Raw genomic sequence first — 25,636 nt, 5'->3', positions numbered from 1 at the left:
GCCCCTCGGATCGTGGCCGACGCCTCCGCCTCACGCGTCGCCCCCCGTCCATCCACGCGAGGAGGCACCGCCCGGCTCGTCCTGCGCATCGGGCGGGTCGGTCGGATGGCGGCCCTCGTGGGCTCCGTCCGCCGATTCCGCACCCGTCTGGTCGGCGTCGCCGGCGCCATCGACCGGCTCGGAGGTGGAGGCCGCGCTCCCGGCGTCGCGGGACTCGGAGCCGCGCCCCTCGAGCTCGTCGACGGTCATGAGCACCTCGCGGGCCTTCGAGCCCTTGGAGGGGCCCACGACCCCGAGCTCCTCGAGCTCGTCCATGATCCGGCCGGCCCGCGCGAACCCAACCTTGAGCTTGCGCTGCAGCATCGACGTCGAGCCGAGCCCCGAGCGCACGACGAGCTCCATCGCCTTGCGGGTGAGGTCGTTGTCGCTGGCCTCCCCCTCGGTGAGGTCGGCCATCTCGGCGTCCTCGCCGGTGCGGATGATGCCCTCGACGTGCTGGGGACGGTGCTGGTCGGCGCAGGCGTGCACGACCTCCTCGATCTCGGGCTCGCTCACGAACGCGCCCTGGATGCGGTGCGGCTTCGACGCGTTCGCGGGCTTGAAGAGCATGTCGCCGTGCCCGACCAGCTTCTCGGCCCCCGCCTGGTCGAGGATCGTGCGGCTGTCGGCCTGCGTCGCCATCGCGAGCGCCGCGCGGGACGGGACGTTCGCCTTGATGAGCCCAGTGATGACGTCGACCGACGGGCGCTGCGTCGCGATCACGAGGTGGATGCCCACCGCGCGCGCCTTCTGGGCGAGGCGCACGATGTGGCTCTCGACGTCTCGGGGCGCGACCATCATGAGGTCGGCGAGCTCGTCGATCACGAACAGCAGGTAGGGCATCGGCTCCCAGGCGCTGCCCTCGCCGGCGGCCGCCGAGGCGCCGGCGGCCGCGTCGGGATTGCCGGCTTCCGCCGCGCCCTCCGGATCGGGGGTGCCGGCGCCCCACACCCCACCGTCGGCGCGGTCGCGCTCGCGGGCCCGACCCGACGGCTCGCGCACCGTGCCGTCGCGCACCGCGCGGTTGTACTGGTCGATGTTGCGGTAGCCGAGGAGCGCGAGCCGCTCGTAGCGGCGCTCCATCTCGTCCACGGTCCAGCCGAGCGCCTCGGTCGCGCGCTTGGGGTCGGTGACCACGGGGGTGAGCAGGTGCGGTGCGCCCTCGTAGTGGTTGAGCTCGACCTGCTTGGGGTCCACGAGGATCATGCGCGCCTCGGTGGGGGCGGCGCGCATGAGCACGCTCGTGACGATCCCGTTCATCGTCACCGACTTCCCCGAGCCGGTGGCCCCGGCGATCAGGATGTGGGGCATCTGCGCGAGGTTGACGAGCACCGGGTTGCCGGCGATGTCGACGCCGAACCCGACCGACAGCGGGTGGTGCTGGGCCTCGGCCTCGGGACTACGCAACACGTCGCCCAGGGTGATCAGGCCCCGCTCGCGGTTGGGCACCTCGATCCCGATCGCGCTCTTGCCGGGGATGGGCGCGACGATGCGGATCTCGGGGGTCGCCAGTGCGTAGGCGATGTCGTCGGCGAGCTTGGTCACCGCGCCCACGCGCACGCCCTCGCCGAGCTCGAGCTCGAACCGGGTGATCGTCGGGCCGCTCGAGATGCGCGCGACGTGGGCGGTGACCTTGAACTGCGCGAGGGTGTTCTCGAGGGCGGCCGTCATCTCGTCACGCTCACGCTTGCCGCCGCTCGCGGCCCGACCGGTGCGCAACCGGGCGAGGTCCGGCAGACGATAGTCCGCGGCTTCCGGTGGGGGCCCGATCCGCGTCGCGAGCCCGGAATCGGCCTCTCCACTCGCCGCGGCCCCGTCGGGCTTCTTATCGGGTTCGTGGAGAGCCAACTCGCTCTGCAGCAGCTTCGTGTCGGAGGCGGGTTCGTCCTCCGGGTCGGCGGAGGTCGGCCGACCGGCCTCGCGCGGGGCGGTCTCGGCCTCAGCGGCCTCGGCGACCTCGGGAGTGGCGGTCTCCTCGTCGGGATCGTCCACCTCCGCCTGCGCGTCCAGCAGCGGCGGCCCGGAGCGCCGACGCAGCCGGTCACGCCACGTCCTGCCTCGAGCGGGATCGGCATCGACCCGTGTCGTGGCGGCCTCGTCCCCTGTCTCGCTCCCGTCGCCCTCGGGCACGTCGGCGCCATCGGCGTGCAACGCCTCCCGCTCGCGGCGCTCCGCGCGGCGGGCGCGGCGCTCGGCGATCCACGCGCCGGCGTTGCGGACCAGCCGGCGGGGGGGCGTGGCGGTCGTGATGAGCAGCCCGAGCACCGTGATCGGCAGCAGCAGCACGACCGTGCCTCCGGTCGCGGCGACACGTGAGAGGGGGACCGCAACGGTCGCCCCGAGCCAACCCGCCGCGGCGTGCAGCTCGCGGGTCGGGGCGTCCCAGACGGGAGCGCCCTGCGCCAGGTGCCACAGGCCACTCACGCCCAGGGTGACCAGCGAGAGCCCGATCACGATCCGCGGGGTTCCCGGCCGCGGGTCGCGCAGCAGCGCGAGGCCCCCCGCGGCGAGCGCGACGGGCGCGGCGAAGCCGAGCACACCGAACAGACCGCGGAACAGCAGGTCGAGGAAGTCCCCCACCACGCCCGCGGCCTGGGCGTAGATCCCCAGCGCGCTCAGGGCCGCGAGCACGAGCAGCGCGATCGCCCACGCGTCACGCAGGTAGTCACGAGCCCGTGCGGGCTCCTGCCCCTCATCGGGAGCCTCGGGCCGACGGGCGGCGGTCTGCGCGTCCGAGGCGTCGCCCCGCCCCTTCGCCTGCTTCTTGCTGCCGCCCTTGGCGCCGGCCGCGGGGCCACCGGTGCCCTGCTTGCCGGTCGACCGCTTGTCGGTGGAGCGCTTGCCGGTGGTGCTCCCGTCCCCAGCCGAGCGCGCACGCCCGCCCGCACCCGCGCGGTCGCGCGTGCGGGCCTCCTGGCGGCGCTTGCGCTCGCTCGTGGTGGCCATCTCGTCTCCTAACCGGCAGGACCGGGGTCGGGGAGGACGGGGACCGGGACGGACAGGACCGGCGCGGGGCCGGCACATGGCTCGGGCGTCAGACCTCGACGATCTCGGCGTGGATGACCGGGCGCCGCCCGACCTCGTCGCGCCAGAAGCGCGCCAACGTCTGGACCGCCAAGCGCCGGAGCTGGGCCGGGTCACCCGCGTGGTCGGCTCGCTCGAGTTCCTCGCCGACCTGGCGCGAGGCCTTCTCGAGCAGGGTGGACTGCTCGGGCTCGTAGATGATGCCCGTCTGCGTGACGGCGGGCTCGCCGACGATCTGCGACTGCTCGTCGACGACGACGACCGCGACGCACACGCCCTCGCTCGACAGCTGCTCGCGGTGGCGGAGCACGGCGTTGCCGACGTCGCCGACACCGAGACCGTCCACGAACACTCGTCCGGCGCGGAACGGTTCGCCGCGCCGCAACCGACCGTCCTCGAGCACGATCCGCTCGCCGTCGCTCACGACGAAGACCTGGTCGTCCGGGGTCCCGCACTCCCGCGCGATCTCGGCGTGGCGCACGAGGTGGCGGTACTCCCCGTGGACCGGCACGAAGCCGTCGGCGCGAACGACGTTGTGGAAGAACTTCAGCTCGTCCCCCGCCGCGTGCCCGGAGACGTGCACCGGGGCGATGCCCTTGTGCACGACCTGGGCGCCCTGCCGGAACAGGCCGTTGATGGACTTGTAGATCGCGCTCTCGTTGCCGGGGATCACGCTCGACGCCATCACGACCGTGTCGCCGACCTCGAGTTGCACCTGCTTGTGGCGTCCGGCGGCCATGAGCGACAGCGCCGCGAACGGCTCCCCCTGGCTGCCGGTGCAGATGATCGCGACCTCGTCACGCGGGCGCTCGGGAACGGCCGCCATGTCGATGATCTGGTCGTCGTCGTAGTTCAGGTAGCCGAGCTCCCGGGCGATCGGCATGTTGCGCACCATCGAGCGGCCGACGAAGCAGACCTTGCGGCCGGCGTCGGTGGCTGCGTCGATCGCCTGCTGCACCCGATGCACGTGGCTCGCGAACGTCGTGCAGATGATCCGGCCGGTGGCCTGGGCGAAGACCTGGTGCATGGTCGCGCCGACGCTGCGCTCGCTCGGCACGAAACCCGGGCTGTCCGCGTTCGTGGAGTCGGCGAGCAGCAGGGAGACCCCCTCGTCGCCGATCGCGGCCAGATGCGGGATGTCGGTGGTGCGCCCGTCGATCGGCGTCTGGTCGAGCTTGAAGTCCCCCGAGTGCAGGATCGTCCCGTGTGGCGTGTGCACCGCGGTCGCGAGCCCGTCGGGGATCGAGTGGCTCACACCGACGAACTCGAGGTCGAACGGGCCGGAGTCGATGCGGTCGCCCGGCTCGACCTCTCGCAGATCCGCACGCACGTCGGGGTGCTCGGTCAGTTTCGCCTCGATCAGCCCCAGGGTGAGGCGCGTCCCGTAGACCGGCAGGTCGGGGAAGTCGCGCAGGAAGAACGGCAGCGCGCCCATGTGGTCCTCGTGGCCGTGGGTGATCACGGCCGCGTGGACGTCGTCGGACCGTTTGATGAGCTCCGACCAGTCCGGGAGGATGAGATCGACCCCGAAGTGCTCCGCATCGGGGAAGATCAACCCGACGTCGATCAGCAGGATCTTGCCGTCGACCTCGACGGCGGCCATGTTCGCGCCGATCTCGCCGAGACCCCCGTAGAAGCTGACGGTGACGGGCGGTGACTCGGTAGCCATCAGTGGTGCACCTGTACGTCGAGAGCGTCGAGCGCCGTGGCGACCTGCGCCGCGACCGTAGCGTCCGCGTCGGCGAGCGGGCCGCGCACGGGTCCGCTCGGCAGGCCGAGATGTCGCAGGGCCGCCTTCAGCGGCACCGGGTTCGAGTCCGCGAACAAGGCCGTGTACAGCTCGAGCAGCCGGTGATGGACCGCCCGGGCCGCCGCGGGATCGGTCGGGAAGTGCTCGATCATCGCCGCGAGATCGCGTCCGACCACGTGGCCGGCCACCGAGACGACGCCGACGCCGCCCGCGGCGAGCACCGTGAGCAGGCTGTGATCGTCGCCGGCGTAGACGACGAAGCGCTCGGGGGTGTCGCGGACCAGCCGGGCGGTCTTCACGGGATTGCCGACCGCGTCCTTCACCCCGACCACGTTCGGGCACCGTTCGGCGACCGCGCGGATGGTGTCGACGGACAGCTCGACGGCGGTCCGTCCCGGGATGTCGTAGAGCAGCACCGGCAGGTCGGTCGCGCACGCGGCACGGTCGAAGTGTTCGGCGAGCCCGCGCTGCGAGGGCTTGTTGTAGTACGGGCTCACGAGCAGCACGCCGTCCACGCCGAGCTCGGTGGCCTCGCGAACGAGCGTCTCGGTCGCCGCACTGTCGTTCTTGCCGCAGCCGGCGATGACCTGCGCCCGGTCGCCCACCACGTCGATCACGGCGCGGAAGAGGTCGAGCGTCTCGCTGTGGGTGAGGGTGGGTGACTCGCCCGTGGTGCCGGCGACGACGAGCCCGTCGGCACCCTGTTCGTCGACCAGGTAGGCCGCGAGTCGTCGTGCGCCATCGAGGTCGAGGGCGCCATCGGCCGCGAACGGGGTCGCCATCGCGGTGATGAGGCGACCCAGCGGAGGATCGGAGCTGGAGTCAAGTGAGGACATCGCCATCCGAGTCTACCGACCCGCGAGCAGCAGGCCGGTCAGGCGGGCCCGAAACCGTGGGCGCTCGCACCGCCCCGTCGGTCTCCGCGCGGCTCCCGGCCTCCTCACGGCTCTGCGCGGCCTGCGGAGCCAGACGAAAGGCCACGAGGAAGCGCGCACCCCCGTCCTTGGGGCGTTGGTGACGGACCTCGGCGCCCAGCTCCTCGCACAGCTCGCGCACCAGCGAGAGGCCGATCTTGCCGTCCCCCGCGGCCGCGAACGGGTCGACGTCGTCCCCCACCCCGGGGCCGTCGTCGGTGACCGCGAGCACGCAGCGCCAGGTCCGGACGCGTGCGGCGACGTGCACTCGCGTGCCGGCCGACGTGTGGTCGGCGACGTTCTCGAGGAGGTTGAAGACGATCCGCCGGGCGCCTCGCGCGTCACCGATGACCTTCGTCGGGGGCACGTCCACGGTGACGCGGTGCTCGTGGAGCCGCTCCGCCAGCGCGTCGAGACAGTCCGCGACGACGCGATCGAGCGCGATCGGCTCGGGACGCGAGTCCCGCAGGCGGTCGAGCTCCGCCGCATCGGCGACCTCCTCGACGCCCGCCCCCACCTCGGCGAGCCCGACCCGCAGTCGTGCGGCTAGCTGGGTGCGCTCGTCCTCGTCGACCGGGGCGGTGAGCTGATCCGCGAGCTGCTCCAGGCGACCGACGCGTGCGTACACGTCCTCGGCGGCCATCCCGACGTAGCGGCGACGGCGGCGTCCCTGCGCCCGCCAGTCGTCGGCCTCGGCGCCCGCGATCACGATCAGCTCGTGCAACCGCCCGCCGTACGTGGCGGCGAGGTAGCCGACGCTCACGAGCCCGGCGCAGCTCGCGACGAGGATCGGCCAGCGCGCCCCGAGGTCGGGGCGGTGGAAGAACGCCGGGGTCACGCCGACCTGCTCGAGGCCCAGCAGGCCGAACCCCAGGGCCACTGCCAGCGTGGTGAACCCCACCGCCGACAGGGGGCCCAGCAGCAGCCCGGCGCTCACGATCACGATCGCCTGGAGCATCACGAGTCCGGAGCCCGTGCCCCCGAAGAACGCGACCGCCCCGGCCAACACGAGCGCGTCGGCGACGAGCGAGGTGGCGAGCAGCGAGCGTGGATACCGCAGCGAACGCGCGAAGTACACGGCCGTGACGATCGCGAGGATCGGGACCCCCAGCGCCAACGGCCACACCGCCGTGCCGTAGAGCGTCCACAACACCGCGACCGCGACGATCCAGGCCGCGCCGCCGACGGCACGCACGTACCCGAAGCGGCGCAGCAGCACGTCGTCGGGCGCCCGCAGGCGCCAGTCGGTCGGCCGGGCCGCCCAGCCCGACGTCGCGGCCATTCGCATCCTCGCTCGCTCGCACGGCCGCGGCCCGTCCGTGAGCCGCTGTGGTGATGGTAACCGTGCGCCGGCGGGACCACGCGATGACCCCCGCCCGGCCCTGTGGCGACCGATCCGCCGAGCCACGGGGAGAAGACGCCGGGTCCGGCCCACCCGGCGGGCTAACGGGCGCCGAACCGAGGCGGGGCTCGGTGGCTTTGGCGCGTCGCTTCGGCGGCGGCCTCGGCGCGGCTGCGCAACCCGAGCTTCCGCAGGACGCGGGCAACGTGCTGTTCAGCGGTCCGCCGGCTGATGTAGAGCCGTTCAGCAATGTCAGGGTTGGACAGCCCCTCGCCGAGCAGCGTGAACACCTCCTGCTCGCGGTGGGTGAGGATCTCGAGGCTCCGCGGCCCGCGGCGCGCGACCGCGACGCCCAGCTCCCGCAGCAGGTCGGAAGCGGCGGCGGCGTCGCGGCTTGCGCCGACGCCCTCGAGGACATCGAGCGCGGTGCGGGCCTCGTCGGCGGCCAACTCGGGCAAGTGCGAGCGCAGCAGTGAGGCCAACCGCAGACGGGTACGGGCAGCCTCCACGGGCATGCCGAGCCGGCCGAAGGTCGCGAGCGCCTCCTCGAGGTGGCGACGGGCCTCTTCCGGCGAGACCTCCGCGAGCGCCTGCCCTTGCAGCCTCGCGCCGCGGGCGACGGCGAGATCGCAGCCGAGGGAGGCACCGCGCTCGGCGAGGGCGCGGCCACGGTCCTGCGCCTCGTCGACCCTCCCCCCGACCCGGGCGGCCTCGCCCAACAACTCGAGGAACCCCAGCGCCTCGAGGGAGTCGCCGACCTCGCCCACGCAGCGGCGCAGGAGCGCCTCGGCGGTGCTGGCCCGCCCGTGGGCGAGGTGAAGGCCGGCGAGCACCGGGACGGCGGCGGACTGGTCCTCGAGGCCCTCGACGAGCCGCCCGGCCTCCTCGAGACGGCCCTGCGCCAGCCGCAGCTCGGCGAGGGTCGCGAGCCCCTCCGCCCGCAGCGCCGGCAGGGCGCCCTCGGACGCGCGCAGGACAGTGTGCAACTCCTCCTCGGCCCGATCCCAGTCGCCGGTGGCGAAGAGCACCGCCGCGTAGAGGACACGGCACTGGACGTAGAGGAACGGGCACCCGTACCGGCGAGTGAAACGGTCGGTGGCCCGGACCCACTGCACCGCGCGTTCGAACTCGGCGCAGGTCGTGCACGCGATGATCGTCGTGCAACTGGTGAACACGACCGTGTCGCGGTGACGGCCCTCGCCGGCGAGCGCCCCGGCCATGGCCTCGTCGAGGTAGCCCACCCCCTCGGTCACGCGCCCCTGGCCGACGAGGGCTCCGCCGACCCCCGCCAGCGCGCACAGCTCCATGTCGGCGTCGGCCCGTGCCCGTGCGAGCTCGTGGGCCTCGCGAGCGAGCGCCTCGCCCTCGGCCGCGTCGGCGTCGTAGGCCTCCATCAGCCGCACCCAGCCGTGCCACTCCTCGAGGCCGTGCTCGTCGACCAAGCGGCGCGCCCGCGCCAGCCAGCCCCGAGCCGCCGCGGGGTTGCCGAGGGTGGCGAGGTGGTTCTTGCACAGCCACAGCGCGACGTCCACCGCCCGCTCCGGGTTCCCCTCGTGGCGGAAGGCCACGTAGCCTCGCTCTCGATAGGCCATCCCCTCGTGGTTCTCGCCCAACCACCACAGCGCCTCGCCGTAGCCCGCCAGCGCCTCCGGGGTCTCGGCCCGCTCCAGCGCAGCCCCGAACGCGTCAACGGCCGCAGTCCAGTCCCCCGCCGCGAGCGCACGCTCGCCCCGGGCGACCGCGGTGTCCGCCTCCCCCGACATGGCTTGATTCTACGAGGAACCGCCGGCATGGAGATTGCGTACCGGGATCCGTGACCTCACGGACGTCTCCGAGCGCGGACCTCGCGCACCATGCGTTCGGTCGCTGACCGCGACGGACCGACCCGGAGAGGAGCGATCCGCCATGGGCGAGGCACCGACGTTCGATCCAGTGAGCTTCAAGGACGGCATCCGACAGGAGTGGCGCGACGCGGCACCCGGCTGGCGCGACTGGCTCGGGACGATGGAGACCGACGACGGCAGCGGCGCGCTCAGCCGCCTGCTCGTGGACCACGCCCGCCTCGAGCCCGGCGCGACGGTGCTCGACCTCGGCGCGGGCTACGGCGAGCCCGGACTGACCGCGGCACCTGCGGTGGCCCCCGGTGGCCGGATCCTGCTGCAGGACATCGCCGGCGACATGCTGGCCACCGCGCGGGAGCGGGCCGCGCAGGCCGACCTCGGCGACGTCGCCGTCCAGTTCTTCCAGGGTGACGCCGAGGAGCTCGAGCTCGGCGCCGCCAGCGTCGACGCGATCCTCAGCCGCTCGGCGATCCAATACCTCGTCGAGCCGGCCGGGACGCTGGCAAGGCTGCGTCGCTACTGCACGCCGGGAGCGCGGCTGTCGGCCAGTGTGTGGGGGCCGCCGGATCGCGTCGGCTTTGCCGCCTGCCTGCCGGTGATCCTCGACGTGCTCGACCTCGAGCCGCCGCCACGGGGCCGCCCCGGGCCCTTCGCGCTCGGCGACCCGCAGCGACTGGCGTCAGTGGCCGCCGACGCCGGCTTCGCCGAGATCGAGACCGGGACCGTCGTCGCCGTGTGGGAGTTCGCCACCCGGGAGGCGTGCACGCGGTTCATCCGCGACGTGGCACCACCGGTCACCGCGCTCGTCGACGATCAGCCGTCCGACGTGCAGGAGCAGGTGTGGCGGCGGGTGACCGAGGAGGCCTGGGAGCCGTTCGTCGCCGCCGACGGCCGCATCCACCTGCCCAACGAGGCGCTCTGGATCGCCGCCACGAACCCGCGCTGACCCCCACGGGGACGTCAGGGCTCGCCGATGTCCTCGTGCCAGACGTCGGGCCGTTCGTCGATGAACCGAGCCATCAACGCCCGGCACTCCTCGTCATCGACGACGACGACCTCGACCCCCCGTGCGCGCAGCAGGTCCTCGGCGCCGAGGAACGTGCGGTGCTCGCCCACCACGACCCGCGGGATGCCGTACAACAACATCGCGCCCGCGCACATATCACACGGCGAGAGGGTCGTGTACATCGTCGCCCGACGATACGCGTCCGCGCGCAGCCGCCCGGCTCGCTCGAGCGCATCGGTCTCGCCGTGGCGGATCACGCTGCCCTCCTGCACCCGCCGGTTCCGGCCGGAGCCGGCGACTCGCCCGTCGACGGCGAGCACCGCCCCGATCGGCACGCCACCCTCGTCGTGGCCCTTGCGCGCCTCGGCGAGTGCGACGGCGAGCAGCGAGTGGTCGGCTTCGGTGGCCTCGCCCCGGTCGTGCGTCCCCGTCACGACTCACCCTCCTCCGACGAGCCCGTCACCTGATGGGTCTGCGGTGCCCCAAGTGCCCGGAACGCCGCGGACGCGACCGGTACACCGACCGCGGCGACGACGATGCCGAACAGCGGCGGAATGCCGACATCGAGCGTGTTGCCGAGCCACGCCGCGCCGGTGCCCGCGAGATAGGCGATCAGGCCGTCCCACCGGATCATGCGGAAGGCCGTGTCGGCGATGTCGGGCAGCCTGCCCCGCGCGTTGAACAGGAAGTCGCCGATGATGACGCCACCCAGCGGAGGGATGAACACCCCGAGCAGGATGAGGAAGTCCTCGAGGCGGTCCCAGATACCGGTGAGCGCGAGAACGAGCGCGATCGCGACCCCGATGATCACGAAGGGCCGTTTCGAGCGCACCCCGAACGCTTCCGCACCGGCCACCCCGAACGCGTACGCCGCGTTGTCGTTCGTGGTCCACAGATTCATCGCGAGCAGGGCCACCGCGGCCCCGACGAGGCCGAGTTGCAGCAGGACGTCGACGAAGTCGGGCTCCCCGAACGCGATCGCCCCGACCGCCCCGAAGAACAGCATGAGCAGGTTCGCCGCGAAGAACGCGGCCACCGCGGCGGTGAAGCCGTGCCACGGCGCCCGCGCGAAGCGGCTCCAGTTCGGCGTGTTCGTGCCCCCCGAAGCGAACGTGCCCACGACGATCGTCAGCGCGGTGCCGAGCGTCATGGTCTCGACGGGTTCGACGGCGGCGAGCCCCTCCCAGCCACCGGCCTCGCCGAGGGCCTCGGCGAGCACCCAGAACGCGAGGATGAACATCAACGGCACGCTGATCGCCGAGATGAGCTGGATGCCCTTGTAGCCGAAGTAAGCGGAGAGCCCCATCAACGCCGCACCGATGATCATCATCAGCCAGTCGAGCTCGGGGATCCCGAACGCCTCGGCGGTGATCAGGCCGAAGAAGGCGACCGTGATGGCGAACCATCCGACCTGCGTGCCGCCGAGCATTAGGTCGCCCCACTTGGCTCCGACCCTTCCGAGGGCATGACGACACAGCAGCACGGCAGTCAGACCGGACTTCGCGCCGATCCAGGCCAGCACCGCGACGTAGCCGCCGAGGATGACGCTCCCGAGCAACACGACGCCGAGGAAATCGCCCAGCGTGAACGCGGCCCCGACCTGCGCCCCGGCCAGCATGGTCGGGGTGAAGAACGTGAACCCGAGCAGCACGACGAGCAGCGACAGGAAACCCCGGCGGGCGCTACCGGGCACCTCGGTCAACGGATAGTCGGGGTCGACGACCCCTTTGCTTCGGATGTCCTGGTGGGCTTCGTCCGCCATCCCCCATCCTCCCGTCGAGTGTCGTGGACCACGACGACGGCACCGATCGCGATCGGCCGTGGGGGTCCCGACCGCGATCGGCCGTGGGGACCGTCGTCGCAGTGCCCCGTCAGCGTCAATGTCGCGACCCCTCGAGGAAAGGGGCAAATCGTCGTTTCATAGGCGTTAACCGTTGACAGTTCGAACGGTCTCGGGTGTGCTCGGCGCGTGCTCACGCTCGAGGAGTTCCTCGCTCGCCCCCCGATCCGCCGCTCCGCCCCCGAGGTCGTCGCGGGCCGCGTGGCCGACGCCGGGCCGGTCGAATGGATCCACACCTCGGAGATCGCCGACATCGGTCCGCTGCTGCAGGGGGCGAGGTCCTGCTCACCACGGGTCTCGGCCTGCGCGGGTCGGACGCGGCCGGCCTACGCCGCTACGCGCACGAGATCGTCGACCACGGCGGGGTGGCGCTGTGCATCGAGCTCGGACGCACGTTCCGTCGCATCCCCGACGAGCTGATCGAGGTCGCCGACGCCCGGGGGCTCGTGGTCGTCGCGCTGCACCGGGTCGTGCCGTTCGTCGACGTGACCCGCGACGTGCACGCGCGGATCGTGGACCGGCGCGTCGCCTCGCTGCACCGCCGCGAGCACTACGCGGCCCGACTCGACGACGTCCTCCTCAACGGACGGGGGCCCGCGGCGGTCGTGCGCGAAGTGGCCGCCCTCGCGGAGACGAACGCGTGGTTCATCGGCGTCGACGGGCGCGTCGTGACCGGCACGAGCGACGCACCACAGGGAGGCCGTGCGGAGCGCGCGGTGCTCGTACAGGGCACACCGGTCGGCAGCCTGACCGTGGCCAGCCCGCCGACTCCGGAGGTGACCGACCTGCTGGAGCGTGGCGCGACAGCGCTCGGCATCGCGCTGACCCGCACGGGCGAGGCACCGATGGGCGGGAACGACGCGGCGCGCGCCGCACTCGCCGACCTCGTCCGCGGCTTCGCGAGTGGGGCGGGCGAGACCGCCGCCCGGCTCTCGCTCCTCGGCGCACCCACCCGGCCGGTGCGCGCCTACTTTGGAATCGCGCTCGTGGTGACCGCGCCCGAGCGCGCCGAGGCCGCCGAGCGAGCGCTCCGCGACCTCGCTCGCGAGGCGTTCCCCTGGAGCGTGACCGGCACGGTGGACCAGTTGCTCTGCGGAGTCGTCGGGGTGACCGACCCGACACCGGACCGATTGCGCAAACGCCTCGAGGACCTCCTCGCCGCGTTGCCCGAGCGTGCGGACCCGACGGGACGGCACGGGGACCCCCTGATGCGCGCGCTCTCGGTGGGCCCGGGCGTGGGTGATCTCGATGCCGCGGACACCACCCTCGGCGAGGCCGTGGAGATCGCCGGCTTGGCCGCCCACCTGTCGCTGGGCGAGCGGATCGTGCTCGCCGAGGACGCCGCGCTCGTCCGGTTGCTGGTTCGCTTCGCCGAGGACCCGGCCCTCGAGGACTTCGTCGACGCGCGCATCGGCGCGCTGCTGGACCACGACGCCGCGCGTGGCTCGAGGGACCTCGAGACGCTGGAGGCCTACGTCGAGACGCGCGGCTCCAAGACGGCCACCGCGCAGCGGCTGGGGGTCCGACGCCAGACCGTGTACCAGCGCCTCGAGCGCATCGAGCAACTGCTCGGCGGCAGCCTCGACGAACCGAACCGATGGCTCGCGGTCTCCCTGGCGCTGCTCGCGCGGGCGGTGCGGACGGCCGGCCCCGTGCGGGGCGCGGCTGCTCCCCCCGGGTCGCCGCGCGCGAGGTGACGCGCGATCGCGCTCACGTCGCCCTGGCGCTGGCGCCCGTCCGCTCCCGCGTCAGCGCGCGACGAGGGTCAACGCCCCGGTGCCGTAGTCGCCGACGGTCACGCGGTAGTCGACCCGACCGGCGGGGTGCAGCACGACCTGAGCGATGTCACCGGGCACCTCACCGGGCACGGGCAGCAGCTCGCGCAGCACGACGTGCGGGGTGGAGGGGCTGTTGAGCAGCTTCGCGAGGACGTTGACCACCTCGTGGAAGAACTCGTGCAACTCCTCGTCGAGTTCGGCGGCGGAGGCGATCCGCGCGGCCTCACGCGCCTCGGCGACCGGCACCATGCCGATCGCGGCGCCGGCGCCGGCCGCGAAGGGCAACGAAGCCACGGCGACGGCCGCCGCCCCGCCCTGGTCGAACCGGTACGCCGCCAGCAACGACGGCACCTCGGACAGCTCGAAGGCCGCGCCCTCGTCGACCCGCACGGGCTGGCCGAGCAGATCACCTAGAAGATCGCGCACCGAGGCGCGCGGTGGCAGGGGCACCGTGGTGCCCCGCTGAGCGAGCATGGCCATCGCCGACACCGGGGATCCGATCCCCGACGCTACGCGGCGGCGAGTGCGCTCTCGAGCGCCTCGGCGGTGAAGGGCTTGCTCACGAGGAAGCCGGCTCCCGCGCTGATCGCCCGGTCGTACATCTCCGGCGTCGACTCGCTCGTGACGAACCCGAACGTCTTGGGGGCGGCGCCCCGCTCCTTGAGGACCTCGAGCAGTTCGATCCCGGTCATCTCCGGCATGTTCCAGTCCGAGAGCACGATGTCCGGCTGCTCGGACTCCACGACGTCGAGCGCCTCGCGGCCGTTCGTGGCCTCGACGAGGGCCGCGCCCCCGTAAGCCTGGGTCGACTGCAGCGCGCGCTGCACGATCTTGCGCATCGCCTTGCTGTCGTCGACGATCAGAATCTTCATCGCGTTCCTCCGTGAGCACTCTTCGACGTGGCCCTGACGACGTTTCGTCGCCAGTCGACCGTCGGACACGCTGCTGAAGCTGCGTGGGCATGACCCCTGACCCGGTCCACCGCTAGTCCGCGACGGCGACGTTCACGACGCACAGCCCGGCGCTTCCCGTCAGGCACACGCGCTCGAGCTCGTGGGTGCCCGGCTGCGTGACCCGGTAGCCGATCCCCTCGGTGACCGTGGGCAGCGACAGGTCGCACCCCGGGCCGAGCAGGCTCTTCACGTTCCCCCCACCACGTTCGTGAGCTCGCCGATCCCGTCGTGCAGGTCCTCATCGGTGACGTCCTCGGGCAGCTCCTGCAGCATGAGGCCCGTGGCCTGCAGCGCGAGAGCGCGGTCGAGCGTGATGACGACCGCGGCCTGCCAGGCCCCGGTGATGTGGACACCACCGGCCACGACAGGGGCCGAGGCGGAGTGCTCGCTCGCGTCAGGGGCGACCTCGAGACCGAGGCCCAGCGACCCTTGGAACACCTCGTGCATGATCTCGCGTAGATCGAGTACCGTCACTGTCACTTCGTGCACCCCTGTCCGGTTCCGGTGGCGCTCTTCAGCTGGTAGCAGATCGTCTGGCCGTGCTGGACCCGGTCGAAGGCGGGGTCGACGTTGAGGGTCGTCTCGGGCGCGCCCAGGAACAGGAACCCGTCGGGCTGCAGGGTCTGCCGGCAACGCGCGAGGATCTCCCGCTTGGTCCCGTGGTCGAAGTAGATGAGGACGTTGCGAAGGAGCAGCACGTCCACCGGCGGCATCCTCGGCCAGGGTTGGATGAGGTTGACGGCGCGGAACTCCACCATGCGACGGATCTCGTCGGAGATCTGCCATTCCGCGCCCTCGCGCTGGAAGTACTTCGCCAGGTAGCGCGCCGGCAGGCCCCGGTTCACCTCGAGCTGCGAGAACCGCCCGGCGGCAGCGCGGCCGAGCATCTCCGCGCTGATGTCGCTCGCCACGATCCGCACGTTCCAGCTGGCGAGCTGCGGGAACTTCTCGCGCAGCAGCATCGCCACGCTGTAGGGCTCCTGGCCGCTGGAGCACGCCGCGGACCAGAACACGAGCTGCCGGCGCGCCGCGCGACGCTGCATGAGCTCGGGGATGACGCGCTCCTCGAGGCTCGTGAACGGATGCACGTCGCGGAAGAACGACGTCTCGTTGGTGGTCATCGCCTCGACGACCTCGTCGCGCAGGCGCGGAGAGCCGCGGCGCAGCTGCTGGACGAGGCGGTCGATCGTCTGCAGGCCGTGTCGACGGGCCACCGGGGCGAGGCGGGACTCCACGAGGTAGCTCTTGCCGGGTTCGACGACGATGGCGGCCTCGTCGCGGACCAGTGTGCGTACGTAGTCGAAGTCAGCCGGTGCGAGGCTCATCGTGCCGCCTCGGCGGCCGCGCGACCGGCACCGGCGCGAACCCGACGCACGACGGAGTCGACGAGTCCGGTCACTGGCAGTTGCTCCTCGGCGAGCCCGGCCTGGGTGACCGCCCCCGGCATCCCCCACACCACGCTCGACGCCTTGTCCTGCGCGAGGACGCTGCCGCCGGCCTCGACGATGCGTTCCGATCCGCGCAGGCCGTCCTGTCCCATGCCCGTCAGGACGAGCCCGAGGACCCGGCCGTCACAGGCCTCCACGGCGCTGCGGAACAGGACGTCTGCCGACGGGCGGCAGGAGTTCTCCGGCGGCCCGATGTTGATGCCGAGCCGCAGCCCACCGGCGTCCCGGCGCACGAGCAGGTGACGGTCGCCCGGGGCGATCCACACCTGGCCGCCTTGCACGGGCGCGCCGTCGCTCCCCTCCGCCACCGTGAGGGGCGAGCGGGCGTCGAGGCGCTGCGCGAGCAGTTGGGTGAACACCGGCGGCATGTGCTGGACGATCACCATCGGGACGCCCAGGTCGCCGGGCAGGTGGGGCACGAACTCGGCCAGCACGTTCGGACCCCCCGTCGACACACCGACGACGATCAGGTCGATCCGTCCGCTGCCGCTCCGGGACGCGGCCGGCCGTGCCCGCGCCGCCGGGCTCAGACGTGTCGGTGGCGCGGGGCGGACGTCGTCCGCCCCGGTGAGGGCCCGGACCTTGGGGATCAACTCGGCCTTGACCGCCGCGATCGCCTGGCTGACCCCGCCGACGTTCGCGGGCTTGGTGACGTAGTCGTTCGCTCCCCGCATGAGCGCGTCGAGCGTCACCCGCGCGCCCCGATCCGTGAGCGTCGAGAACATCACCACCGGAAGCTCGGGATGCGACTCACGCAACGCCGAGAGCGCCTCCAGGCCGTTCATGTCGGGCATCTCGACGTCGAGGGTCACCAGGTCGGGCGCGAGCTGGTCGACCTTCGCCAGCGCGATGCGACCGTTCGGTGCCGTGCCGCACACCTCCAGGCCGTCGTCAGCGGCGATCACTTCGGTGACCAGCTTGCGTACGACGACCGAGTCGTCGACGACCAGGACCCGTTTCCGCGCCATCAAGAAGCCTCCCCCACGACGCCGAGCAGCGCGAGCTTGTCGGCGATCACGTCCTTCGTGAACGGTTTCATCGCGTACTCGTCCGCCCCCGCGTCGAGCGCCTCGACCAGACGCTCGACCTCGGCCTCGGTGGTCACCATCAGGATCCGACAGTGCTCATGGGCGGTGTCGGCGCGGAGCTCGCGCACGAGTTCGAGACCGTCCATCCGCGGCATGTTCCAATCGACGAGCGCGACCTCGGGCGCCCCGTCGCGGGCGACGTCCTCCATCGCCTCCACCCCGTCGCTCGCCTCGCGCACCGTGAACCCGAGATCGTCGAGCATCCTCGCGAGGATCCGACGGGTGGTGCGCGAGTCGTCGACCACCAACGCGCGCCGGCTGCCGTGCGCGCTCATGAGCGCGCGGGCTCCGGCAGCGACACCGCCCGATCGGTGGCGAGCACGAGTAGCAGATGCCCGTCCAGCTTGTGACAACCCTGGATCAGGTCCCTCGCGACGCCGTCGAGCGTCTCGGGCGGCGTCTCGAAGCTGTCCGCCTCCACGTCGACCACCTCGCCGATGGAGTCGACCAGCAGCGACAGTGGCCCGTCGTCGGTCATCACGACGACGTTCATCGGCCACTGGCCCTCGGGACGTGGCGGCAGCTGCAGCCGTGCGCGCAGGTCCAGTGCGGTGACGATCTGCCCCCGAAGGTTGATGAGCCCCCGCACCACCTCCGAGGAGAGCGGGACCCGGCTCATGTCCTGGTAGCGGATCACCTCCTGGACGCGCTCGACCTCTATCCCGAAGGTGAAACCGTCCAACCGAAACGTGCAGTACTGGGTCACCATCGCCTCCTGTCCCTTCTTCAGGTCGATTCCCGGGGCCGCCGCGGCCATCTCAGACCGCCACGGGGGATCGGTCGTCGAGCGCCCCCGAGCTCGCGACGAGGGAGCCGATGTCGACGACATCGGTGACTCGGTCGTGGATGACGGTCGTGCCCAGGAGCGCGCCGTGCTCGCGCCCGCCGTCGATGTCGACGCGCTGGTCGGCGATGTCGAGGATCTGCCCGACGAGCAGTCCCACGCTGCGGCCACCGCGCGTGTGCACCACGACGTTGAGCGGGCCGTCACCGGCGGATTCGAAGCCGTAGCCGAGCAGCTCGCCGAGGCGGAGCAGCGGCATGATCTCGCCGCGGTACTGCACGACCTCCTGGTGGCCGCTGCGTTCGATCGCGTCGGCGGTGAACTCCTCGAGCCGATTGACCTCGGACAACGGCACCGCCGCCCGACGGTCGTCGCCGAGGGCGACGAGCAGCAGGGTCTGGCTCCCGGCTTCGACGGCCGCGACATCGTCGAGGTCCCGCAGCAACCCACGCTCGCGCGCCTCGCTCACGACCTGGCTGCGATGAGCGAGGCCGAGCACGTCGAGGATCAGCGCGACCTTGCCGTCGCCCATGATCGTCGCGCCGGCGAAGAGCGGGATCTGCTTGAGCTGCTGGCCGAGGGGCTTGACGACGATCTCCTCGGTGTCGCTGATCTCGTCGACGACCAGCCCGAACTCCGTGTCGTCGGCCTGCAGCACGACGATGTTCAGCACCTCGTCGTCGCGGTGGGCGCTGGGGTCCTTGTCGCCGAGTTGCTCGTCGAGGTGCACGATCGGCAGGAGTCGGCCGCGCAGCCGGTGGACCGGGGCGCCGTGGATGTACTCGATGCCCTGGCGAGCCGCCTCCCCTTCGAGCCGCACGAGCTCGAGCAGGCTGATCTGCGGGATCGCGAACCGGTCGCCCGCCGCGCCGATCACCAGCGCGGGGATGATCGCGAGGGTCAGGGGGATCTTGACCTTGAAGGTCGTGCCCTCCCCCAGCTCGCTCGCGATGTCGACGGTCCCGCCGATCTTCTCGATGTTGCTCTTCACGACGTCCATCCCGACGCCGCGGCCGGAGACGTTCGTGACCTGCTCGGCGGTCGAGAAGCCGGGGTGGAAGACGAGCGCGACGGCCTCACGCTCGCTCATCCCCGAGGCCTGGTCACGCGTGATGATGCCCTTGTCGACGGCCTTGTTCGCGATCTTCTCGGGATCGATGCCCCCGCCGTCGTCGGAGATCTCGATGTTGACCTGCCCGCCCTCGTGGAAGGCGCGCAGGTGCAAACGACCCTCGGCGGGCTTGCCGGCCCGCTCACGATCCTCCGGCGTCTCGATGCCGTGGTCGACCGAGTTGCGGACCAGGTGGGTGAGCGGGTCCTTGATCGCCTCGATGATCGTCTTGTCGAGCTCGGTCTCCTTGCCCTCCATCTCGACACGCACCTGCTTGCCGCACTCGAGGGCGAGGTCGCGGACGACTCGGGGGAAGCGGTTCCAGACGTTGCCGATCGGCTGCATCCGGGTCTTCATGACCCCTTCCTGCAACTCGGTCGTCACGAGGTTCAGCCGCTGGCTCGCCCCGGTGAGGTCACCCTCCTGGCCGTCGCCGGCGAGCTGCACGATCTGGTTGCGCGCGAGCACCAGCTCCCCGACGAGGTTCATGAGGTCGTCGAGCAGGCTCACGTCGACGCGGATCGAGCTGTCGGCCACCGAGCCGCCGCGCTGTTCGAGCACCTCCGGCGCCTCGGACGTCTCGCTGGTCTCGGTGGCCGAGGGTGCGAGGTCAACGGAGGCCTCGTCGTGGGCCTCCGCGGACCGGTCGGCGACGGGGGCTGCCGGTGCGGGCTCGAGGCCCTCGACGACCCCCCGGTCGCCGGCCTGCAGCGCGACGAGGACATTGACGAGCTCGACGTAGTCGTCGTTGCCTTCGGCGCCGCTGCGTTCGATCTCCCCCAGCAGCTCCCGGATCGCATCGACGGTGCGCAGGAGCGCCGTGGCGATCTCCTCGTCGACGGCCATCTCGCCGTCGCGGAGCTTGCCGAGAAGGTTCTCACCCGAGTGAGCGACCGACTCGAGGATCGCGAACCCGAGGAACCCGCACGTGCCCTTGATCGTGTGCAGGTCCCGGAAGATCCGTTCCAGTGCCTGGGCGTCGGCGGGGTCGTTCTCGAGCGCCAGAAGGTCCCGGTCCAGCCGGTCGAGGCTCTCGTGGCTCTCCACGAGGAACTCACCGACGACTTCGTCGATCTCGCTCATCACATCGCTCCGTCAACGAGGGGCGCTCAGGTCTGACGGGTTCGATTTCGATCCCCCGCCTCGGAGTGCTCCGTCGGCGGAACGGCCCGCCGGTTCAGTGGTCGGACGGAACCGATGCGGATCAGCGGCCGCGGCCGGACACGGCGGTCTCGGCATCCGCGTCCCCGCCACGGGCGGCTGACCCCTCCTCGGTCGACCCTGCCCCCTCGCGGTCGCCCCGGCTTCGACGCGCGGCCCTCCCGGCCCGACGCGACGGGTCGGCGGGCCGACCGTCCTGGGCGGACGGGCCGCGGGCGGGGGCAGTGGTGGTGTGGCCGTTCGCCTCGACCCGCCCGGCGAGGCCGCGAACGACGGCCCCGACGAGCCGCCCCACCAGGACCACCGCGACGAGCGTGGCCAGCCCCCGAATCGCGGCCGTGGGCGGCGAGATGCCACCCGTGATCAGCAGCCACGCGGTGGGCGCGAGCCCGATGAGCCCGAGCGCCCCGATCATTCGGCGGAGGGGACCCACGTCCATCAGCGACCCTCACCGGTCGCCTCGACCGCCGCGACCGTGGGCTGGTCGATCGGCTCGGCGGCGGCCGGGCCGGCATCGGCGGTCTCGCCGGTCCCGGTCTCGGCGAGCTCACGGATCGTGAACGCGACGTCGATGGCCGACGCGCGGCGTGGCGCCTTCGTCCGATCCCGGCAGTAGCCCAGGACGAGCCCGTGCTCGGCAGCGAGCTCCAGGGCGATCGGCAGGTCCTCCGGGCGCGACCAGCTGACGGCGAGCGGTTCGTCGAGGAGGAGGGGCTCCCACTGGTCGGGACGCCCTCCCACCACGAGATGCAGCCAGCGCCGGCCGCGGTACCAGGCCAGCCATCCCCGCTCCCGCGCGCCACCGGCCGTGGCGAACGAGCCGTCGGGGGCCGGTCCGGGCGACTTCACGAGCGGCAATCCCAGGGCGGGGGCGAGGTCGCCGGCGCGGGGCCCCACGAGCGCGACCTCACCACGGGGCAGCGGGCGGCACAACGTCGAGACCGCCGCGGCGACGGCCTGGAAGTTGCCCAGATCGTCGGTGGGGTCCACGAGCGGCTCGAGAAGGCGCGTCGGCAACCCGAGCCCGGCCAGGTGCTCGGCGTCCCAGCGGACCCGCCGCTCCGGGCCAGCAACCGCCGGAGGCTCCCACGATGGGGGCGGCACCTCGGTGCCGCGCCGTGCGGCGCGAGCCGGGCGGCTCGGCGCGACTCCCTCGGTCTGCAAGGCTCCACCGCTCGTGGCGGTGGGCTTGGCCGGCTCGACCGGCTCGGCAGGCTCGGCGGGCTCGGCGGGCTCGGCGGGCTCGGCGGGCTTGGCCGGCTCGACCGGCTCGGCGGGGCTGCGCACCTGCTCGGTGTCCGAGAGCTCCTCGGGCCCGCCTTGCCCGGTATCGGTCGGGTGCTGCGCAGCAGGCTCGAGAGCCTCGCGGAGCCCGCACGTCGGCGCCTGCATCGGTTCCGACCGCAACCGCGGGCCAGCCCCGCGTTCGCTGTGCGACCCGGTCGTCAAGGCCTCGGCGCCGCGGAGCGCCTGCGCGGGTACCGGATCGGCCGCCTCGACACCAAGGGGCGCCTGTACGGATGCTGGGTCCGCCGCCTCCGGCTGGAGAGCCTCGGCGAGGGTCGTCTCGGACGCCACGCTCGCAACGTGCTCCGGTGGCGAGTCCGGTGTCCCGGCGGCCGCGTAGGAGGCCGCATAGGCCGCGCGACCGTGCTGCGAGCGCAGACTGCCCGCGGCCCCTCCGTCGGAAGCGGCCTCGGCGGGGCCATCGGTCTCGTCTCCACCGGTGTCGGGAGCCTCCGCCGGCGACGCCGCGGCAAGGGGCGACTCGCTGGTCCCCTCCGACGCCACCTCCTCGTCCGACGCCACCTCCTCCTCGGGTGCGCCATCGAGCTCCCGCTGCAGCGCGCTCGCGAAGAAGCGCTCGCGCTCGCCCTCGTGCTCGCTCAACTCGGACAGCAGGCGCTGGACCGCCGGGTTGTGTCGGGCGCCGTCGCTGGGCGACCAATCTCCCGACTCCTCGCGCGGCGATGTGGGCGCAGCGGCGGCCGACGCGTCGGGCTGTCCAGCGCCGGTCGCCTCCCCCTCGGCGGGCGTCGGCGCACCGTCGTGCGGCGTCCCCGAAGGCTGCTGCCGCTGCACGCGCAACTGCACGAGCTCCCGTGCGAAGAAGCCGGCGATGCCCCCGCGGAGCACCTTGCTCGCACCCACGATGTCGGCGTCGGGACCGAAGCGCTGGGCCACCGCCTCGAGCGCCTCCTGAGGGGTCCGTCCCTCGACCGTGACCAGGTCGGGGACGGGATTGGGCTCACGACGACGGGACATGGGCATCTCCGATCACACCGATTTGAGTGAGCTCGAACGACGAGGGCAGCTCGGGGTACGCGAGGACGGGCAGATCGACGCCGCCGGCGGCGAGCGTGCGACGGAGCGGACCCCGGATCCCCTGGGAGCAGACGATCGCGACGGGGCGGTCCTCGTGCTCCGCGGCGCCCTGGGCGTGCCGGGCGCCCTCGAGCAGCGCCTGCTGGCGCTGCGGGTCGACCGCCAGATGGGCGGTGCCGTCGACCTCCCGGACCTGCTCGTGCAGCGCCGCCTCGAATCCGGGATCCAGGGTCGCGACCGCGAGCCGCCGGTCGGGCGCGACGCGCGCGGCCACCTGCGCCCCGATGGCGGTCCGCGCCGCGCCGACGAGCTGCTCGACCGACTGGGTCTCCCGACCCTTCGTGCTGACGGCCTCGACGATCCGAGCGATGTCCCGAACCGGGATCCGCTCGGCGAGCAGGCCACGCAGCACCGCGTGCAGCTGGGCGTAGGTGAGTTGGTCGGTCCCGACCTCGCCGGCCAGGAGGGGCTCGTCGCTGCGCAGGCTCTCGATGAGCATCTGCACCTGCTGGCGGCTCAGCAGGTCCGCGGCGCTGGCGCGCACCACCTCGGCCAAGTGGGTGACGAGCACCGCCGACCGGTCGACGACGGTCGCGCCGGTCGCCGACGCCGAGGACCGAGCCCCCGAGGGGATCCAGTAGGCCTGCAGACCGAAGACGGGCTCGGTGGTCTCCTCCCCCGAGAGGCTGCGCAGCTCGGTGCCGTCGCCCGCCGGCAGCGCCAGCGCCCGGTCCTGCGGGGCGGTGCCGCGTGCGACCTCCACGCCGTGCAGGTGGATCGAGTAGGTGGATTGGGGCAGCGACACGTCGTCGCGGGTGCGCACGAACGGCATCACCACACCGAGCTCCATCGCGATCTGCTGCCGGAGGCTGCGCACGCGCTCGAGCAGGTCGCCGCCTCGGTCTGCGTCGATGAGGTCGAGGATGTCGTAGGACAGGTGCAACTCGAGCGGCTCGACGCGCATCCGCCCGATCAACGCCTCGGGGTCGTCGGAGTCCCCCTCGACCTTGGCTTGACCCGAGGAGCCCTTCGACTCCCCGGACGACGCGTCGTCGGCGCCCTCCGCCGAACCGTCTCGTGCCCGCGTGGACAACAGGTAGAGCCCACCCGCGATCGCGAAGAACGGGACCAGCGGGAGACCGGGCAGCATCCCGATGAGGGCGACGGCGGCCGCGCCGATACGCAGCGCGCGGCGGTTGCCGAACACCTGGATGCCGAGCGCCGGCCCCAGGTCGTCGCCCCGGCGGATGCGGGTGACGAGCAGCCCGGTGGCCAGCGACATGAGCAGCGCCGGGATCTGGCTGACGAGGCCGTCACCCACGGTGAGCAGGCTGTAGGTGCTGATCGCCTCCTCGAAGCCCATGCCCATCTGGGCCATGCCGATCGCGAAGCCACCGACCAGGTTGATCGCGACGATCACGATGCCCGCGATCGCGTCGCCCTTGACGAACTTGCTCGCACCGTCCATCGCGCCGAAGAAGTCGGCCTCCTGGCTGATGCGCTCGCGGCGGGATTGCGCCTCCTTCTCGTCGATCAGGCCGGCCGACAGGTCGGCGTCGATCGCCATCTGCTTCCCGGGCATCGCGTCGAGGGTGAACCGCGCCGCCACCTCGGCCACGCGGCCGGCACCCGACGTGATCACGACGAACTGCACGATGACGATGATCAGGAACACCACGAGCCCGACGATCACCGAGCCGCCCACCACGAACGAGCCGAACGTGTCCACGACCTGACCCGCGTACCCGTCCAGCAGGATCAGCCGCGTCGTCGAGACGTTCAACGCGAGCCTGATCAGCGTCGCCATGAGCAAGAGCGACGGGAAGACGCTGAAGTCGAGGCTGTCGCGCAGCGTGATGACCGCGAGGATCACGAGGATCCCCAACGTCAGGTTGGCCGCGAGCAGCACGTCGATGCCGACCGCGGGGATCGGCACCACCATCATCAGCACGGCGGCGATGACGACGAGCGGCACCAGCGCCCGGGCGAGCTTCGGGCCGGCCGAGAGGCCTCCCGCCGGATCCTTCACGGAGTTGCTCATCGGCCGGCCCCCGCGGTCGCGCGACGCCCCGTGCGCCGGTAGGCGAGTGCCAGCACGACCGCGACCGCTTCGTAGAGCGCGGCGGGGACGAGCTGACCCACCTTGCACTTGCGGTACAGCGTCTGCGCGAGCGGTTTGTCCTCGGTCACGGTCACCCCGTGGCGGTAGGCGATGGTTCGGATCTTCTCGGCGAGGTGGTCGGCACCCTTCGCGACGACCCGCGGCGCCGCCTCGTCGGGCGAGTAGCGCAGGGCGACGGCGAGGTGCGTGGGGTTGGTGACGACGACGTCGGCCTTCGGCACGTCAGCGAGCATCCGGTTGCGCGACAGCTCGCGCATGCGCTGGCGACGCGACTGCTTGATCTGCGGGTCACCCTCGGTCTGCTTGTGCTCCTGCTTGATCTCGTGCTTCGACATCTTGAGCTTCTTCTCGGTCGTGTGGCGCTGCCAGAGGTAGTCGGCGAGCGCCACGACCACCGCGAGCGCGAACGCGCGCATCAGCAGCGTCCACGCCTCGTCCGACAGGGCGCTGAGGCCGCTGCCGAGGCCGCGGCCCTGCCCCATGGACTCGGTCCAGGCCGTCAGCGGCCCGGCGGCGAGCGCGAACAGCAAGCCGAGCTTCGTGGTCGCCCGGATCAGTTCCCAACCCGCGCGCTTGGGCTTGAGCTTCTCGAGCCCCTTGCGCGGGTCGAGCTTGTCGAGCTTCGGTTTCGCGGCCTTCGGGGTGATGCGGAACCCGACCTGGCTCGCACCCGCGAGGACGCCGAAGAACGCCGCGATCCCCGCGATCGGCAGGATCGCGGTGGTCGCGATGCGCCAGAAGAAGTCGAGGATCTGACCGCTCGGGAGCTCGGTGCCGTCGGTGGAGATCCAGAGGGCCGCGGACGTCTCACGCAGCGTCTCGAACGCGCCGGGCACGATCATGACCACGGCCAGCACGGCCGCGAGCAGGCTGGTGGCGGCGCCGACCTCCTGGCTGCGCGCGACCTGCCCCTCCTCGCGCGCCTTGTTGCGTCGGCGCGGAGTGGGCTTCTCGGTCTTCTCGCCCTGCTCCTGCTTGGCCACGGATCACTCCACCGGTCCGGAGGCAGCGTCGGGGTCGCCGACGATGCACGGCCGGTCCGTGGCCGCTACCGCCCCGATCCATGGGGCGTCTTGTTGGGTGTCGGCCGCAGAGGGACACGCTTGAGTG

The 25,636-nt window shown here is 72.3% G+C and carries 22 protein-coding genes; 2 read left to right on the top strand and 20 right to left on the bottom strand.

Features of this window, described 5'->3' with window-relative positions; translation table 11 throughout:
• Positions 1-30: 30 nt before the first annotated feature.
• The 5 genes from ER308_RS17960 to ER308_RS17940 all read right to left on the bottom strand — a co-directional run bounded on the left by ER308_RS17960 (position 31) and on the right by ER308_RS17940 (position 8,832).
• Positions 31-2,985 (bottom strand): FtsK/SpoIIIE family DNA translocase, encoded by a 2,955-nt coding sequence (locus ER308_RS17960; protein ID WP_165492224.1) that lies wholly within the window; start codon positions 2,983-2,985, stop codon positions 31-33.
• Positions 2,986-3,073: 88 nt separating this feature from the next.
• Positions 3,074-4,732, bottom strand: a complete 1,659-nt coding sequence (locus ER308_RS17955; RefSeq protein ID WP_131156261.1) for a ribonuclease J — start codon at positions 4,730-4,732, stop codon at positions 3,074-3,076.
• Positions 4,732-5,649, bottom strand: a complete 918-nt coding sequence (gene dapA / locus ER308_RS17950) for a 4-hydroxy-tetrahydrodipicolinate synthase (protein WP_131156260.1) — start codon at positions 5,647-5,649, stop codon at positions 4,732-4,734. Before dapA ends, ER308_RS17955 begins: the two co-directional genes overlap by 1 nt.
• Positions 5,636-7,009 (bottom strand): MFS domain-containing histidine kinase, encoded by a 1,374-nt coding sequence (locus ER308_RS17945; protein ID WP_165492223.1) that lies wholly within the window; start codon positions 7,007-7,009, stop codon positions 5,636-5,638. Before ER308_RS17945 ends, dapA begins: the two co-directional genes overlap by 14 nt.
• Positions 7,010-7,170: 161 nt before the next feature.
• Entirely contained in the window at positions 7,171-8,832 is a 1,662-nt protein-coding gene (locus ER308_RS17940; RefSeq protein ID WP_131156258.1) for a LuxR family transcriptional regulator, read from the bottom strand.
• A 142-nt stretch (positions 8,833-8,974) separates the two neighbouring features.
• Here ER308_RS17940 and ER308_RS17935 point away from each other — a divergent pair, with 142 nt between their 5' ends.
• Complete coding sequence (locus ER308_RS17935; protein WP_131156257.1) at positions 8,975-9,856, top strand: class I SAM-dependent methyltransferase; 882 nt, start codon at positions 8,975-8,977, stop codon at positions 9,854-9,856.
• Positions 9,857-9,870: 14 nt separating this feature from the next.
• Here ER308_RS17935 and ER308_RS17930 read toward each other — a convergent pair whose 3' ends face one another.
• Both ER308_RS17930 and codB read right to left on the bottom strand, forming a co-directional pair.
• Positions 9,871-10,350, bottom strand: a complete 480-nt coding sequence (locus ER308_RS17930; RefSeq protein WP_205745711.1) for a nucleoside deaminase — start codon at positions 10,348-10,350, stop codon at positions 9,871-9,873.
• Positions 10,347-11,678, bottom strand: a complete 1,332-nt coding sequence (codB, locus tag ER308_RS17925; RefSeq protein WP_131156256.1) for a cytosine permease — start codon at positions 11,676-11,678, stop codon at positions 10,347-10,349. Before codB ends, ER308_RS17930 begins: the two co-directional genes overlap by 4 nt.
• A 302-nt stretch (positions 11,679-11,980) precedes the next feature.
• Between codB and ER308_RS17920 the strand changes: the two genes are divergently transcribed.
• Positions 11,981-13,453, top strand: coding sequence for a PucR family transcriptional regulator (locus tag ER308_RS17920; protein WP_131156255.1), 1,473 nt, complete (start codon positions 11,981-11,983; stop codon positions 13,451-13,453).
• Positions 13,454-13,504: 51 nt separating this feature from the next.
• Here ER308_RS17920 and ER308_RS17915 read toward each other — a convergent pair whose 3' ends face one another.
• The 13 genes from ER308_RS17915 to ER308_RS17860 all read right to left on the bottom strand — a co-directional run bounded on the left by ER308_RS17915 (position 13,505) and on the right by ER308_RS17860 (position 25,509).
• Positions 13,505-14,014, bottom strand: coding sequence for a hypothetical protein (locus ER308_RS17915; protein WP_131156254.1), 510 nt, complete (start codon positions 14,012-14,014; stop codon positions 13,505-13,507).
• A 29-nt stretch (positions 14,015-14,043) separates the two neighbouring features.
• Complete coding sequence (locus ER308_RS17910; protein WP_131156253.1) at positions 14,044-14,406, bottom strand: response regulator; 363 nt, start codon at positions 14,404-14,406, stop codon at positions 14,044-14,046.
• A gap of 112 nt (positions 14,407-14,518) precedes the next feature.
• Positions 14,519-14,677 (bottom strand): hypothetical protein, encoded by a 159-nt coding sequence (locus ER308_RS21820; RefSeq protein ID WP_165492222.1) that lies wholly within the window; start codon positions 14,675-14,677, stop codon positions 14,519-14,521.
• Positions 14,674-14,967 (bottom strand): chemotaxis protein CheX, encoded by a 294-nt coding sequence (locus ER308_RS17905; RefSeq protein WP_131156252.1) that lies wholly within the window; start codon positions 14,965-14,967, stop codon positions 14,674-14,676. Before ER308_RS17905 ends, ER308_RS21820 begins: the two co-directional genes overlap by 4 nt.
• Entirely contained in the window at positions 14,964-15,812 is an 849-nt protein-coding gene (locus ER308_RS17900) for a CheR family methyltransferase (RefSeq protein WP_131156251.1), read from the bottom strand. The genes ER308_RS17905 and ER308_RS17900 overlap by 4 nt, the downstream gene beginning before the upstream one ends.
• The gene (gene cheB, locus ER308_RS17895; protein WP_131156250.1) at positions 15,809-16,903 is read right to left on the bottom strand and encodes a chemotaxis-specific protein-glutamate methyltransferase CheB; all 1,095 of its coding nucleotides are present in this window, start codon (positions 16,901-16,903) and stop codon (positions 15,809-15,811) included. Before cheB ends, ER308_RS17900 begins: the two co-directional genes overlap by 4 nt.
• Positions 16,903-17,298 (bottom strand): response regulator, encoded by a 396-nt coding sequence (locus ER308_RS17890; protein ID WP_131156249.1) that lies wholly within the window; start codon positions 17,296-17,298, stop codon positions 16,903-16,905. The genes cheB and ER308_RS17890 overlap by 1 nt, the downstream gene beginning before the upstream one ends.
• Positions 17,295-17,780, bottom strand: a complete 486-nt coding sequence (locus ER308_RS17885; protein WP_205745710.1) for a chemotaxis protein CheW — start codon at positions 17,778-17,780, stop codon at positions 17,295-17,297. The genes ER308_RS17890 and ER308_RS17885 overlap by 4 nt, the downstream gene beginning before the upstream one ends.
• Before the next feature lies 1 nt (position 17,781).
• Positions 17,782-20,001: a chemotaxis protein CheW gene (locus tag ER308_RS17880; RefSeq protein ID WP_131156248.1), complete on the bottom strand. Its 2,220-nt coding sequence runs from the start codon at positions 19,999-20,001 to the stop codon at positions 17,782-17,784.
• A gap of 121 nt (positions 20,002-20,122) precedes the next feature.
• Entirely contained in the window at positions 20,123-20,518 is a 396-nt protein-coding gene (locus ER308_RS17875) for a hypothetical protein (protein ID WP_131156247.1), read from the bottom strand.
• Positions 20,518-22,344, bottom strand: a complete 1,827-nt coding sequence (locus tag ER308_RS17870; RefSeq protein ID WP_131156246.1) for a hypothetical protein — start codon at positions 22,342-22,344, stop codon at positions 20,518-20,520. Before ER308_RS17870 ends, ER308_RS17875 begins: the two co-directional genes overlap by 1 nt.
• Positions 22,328-24,445, bottom strand: a complete 2,118-nt coding sequence (locus ER308_RS17865; RefSeq protein WP_131156245.1) for a flagellar biosynthesis protein FlhA — start codon at positions 24,443-24,445, stop codon at positions 22,328-22,330. Before ER308_RS17865 ends, ER308_RS17870 begins: the two co-directional genes overlap by 17 nt.
• Positions 24,442-25,509, bottom strand: a complete 1,068-nt coding sequence (locus ER308_RS17860) for an EscU/YscU/HrcU family type III secretion system export apparatus switch protein (protein WP_131156244.1) — start codon at positions 25,507-25,509, stop codon at positions 24,442-24,444. Before ER308_RS17860 ends, ER308_RS17865 begins: the two co-directional genes overlap by 4 nt.
• Between the last annotated feature and the right edge of the window lie 127 nt (positions 25,510-25,636).

The sequence above is a fragment of the Egibacter rhizosphaerae genome (assembly GCF_004322855.1).
Taxonomy (GTDB): Bacteria; Actinomycetota; Nitriliruptoria; order Euzebyales; family Egibacteraceae; genus Egibacter; species Egibacter rhizosphaerae.
Note: the sequence above shows the minus strand (reverse complement) of the source record. Positions and strands in the feature narration are given on the sequence as shown.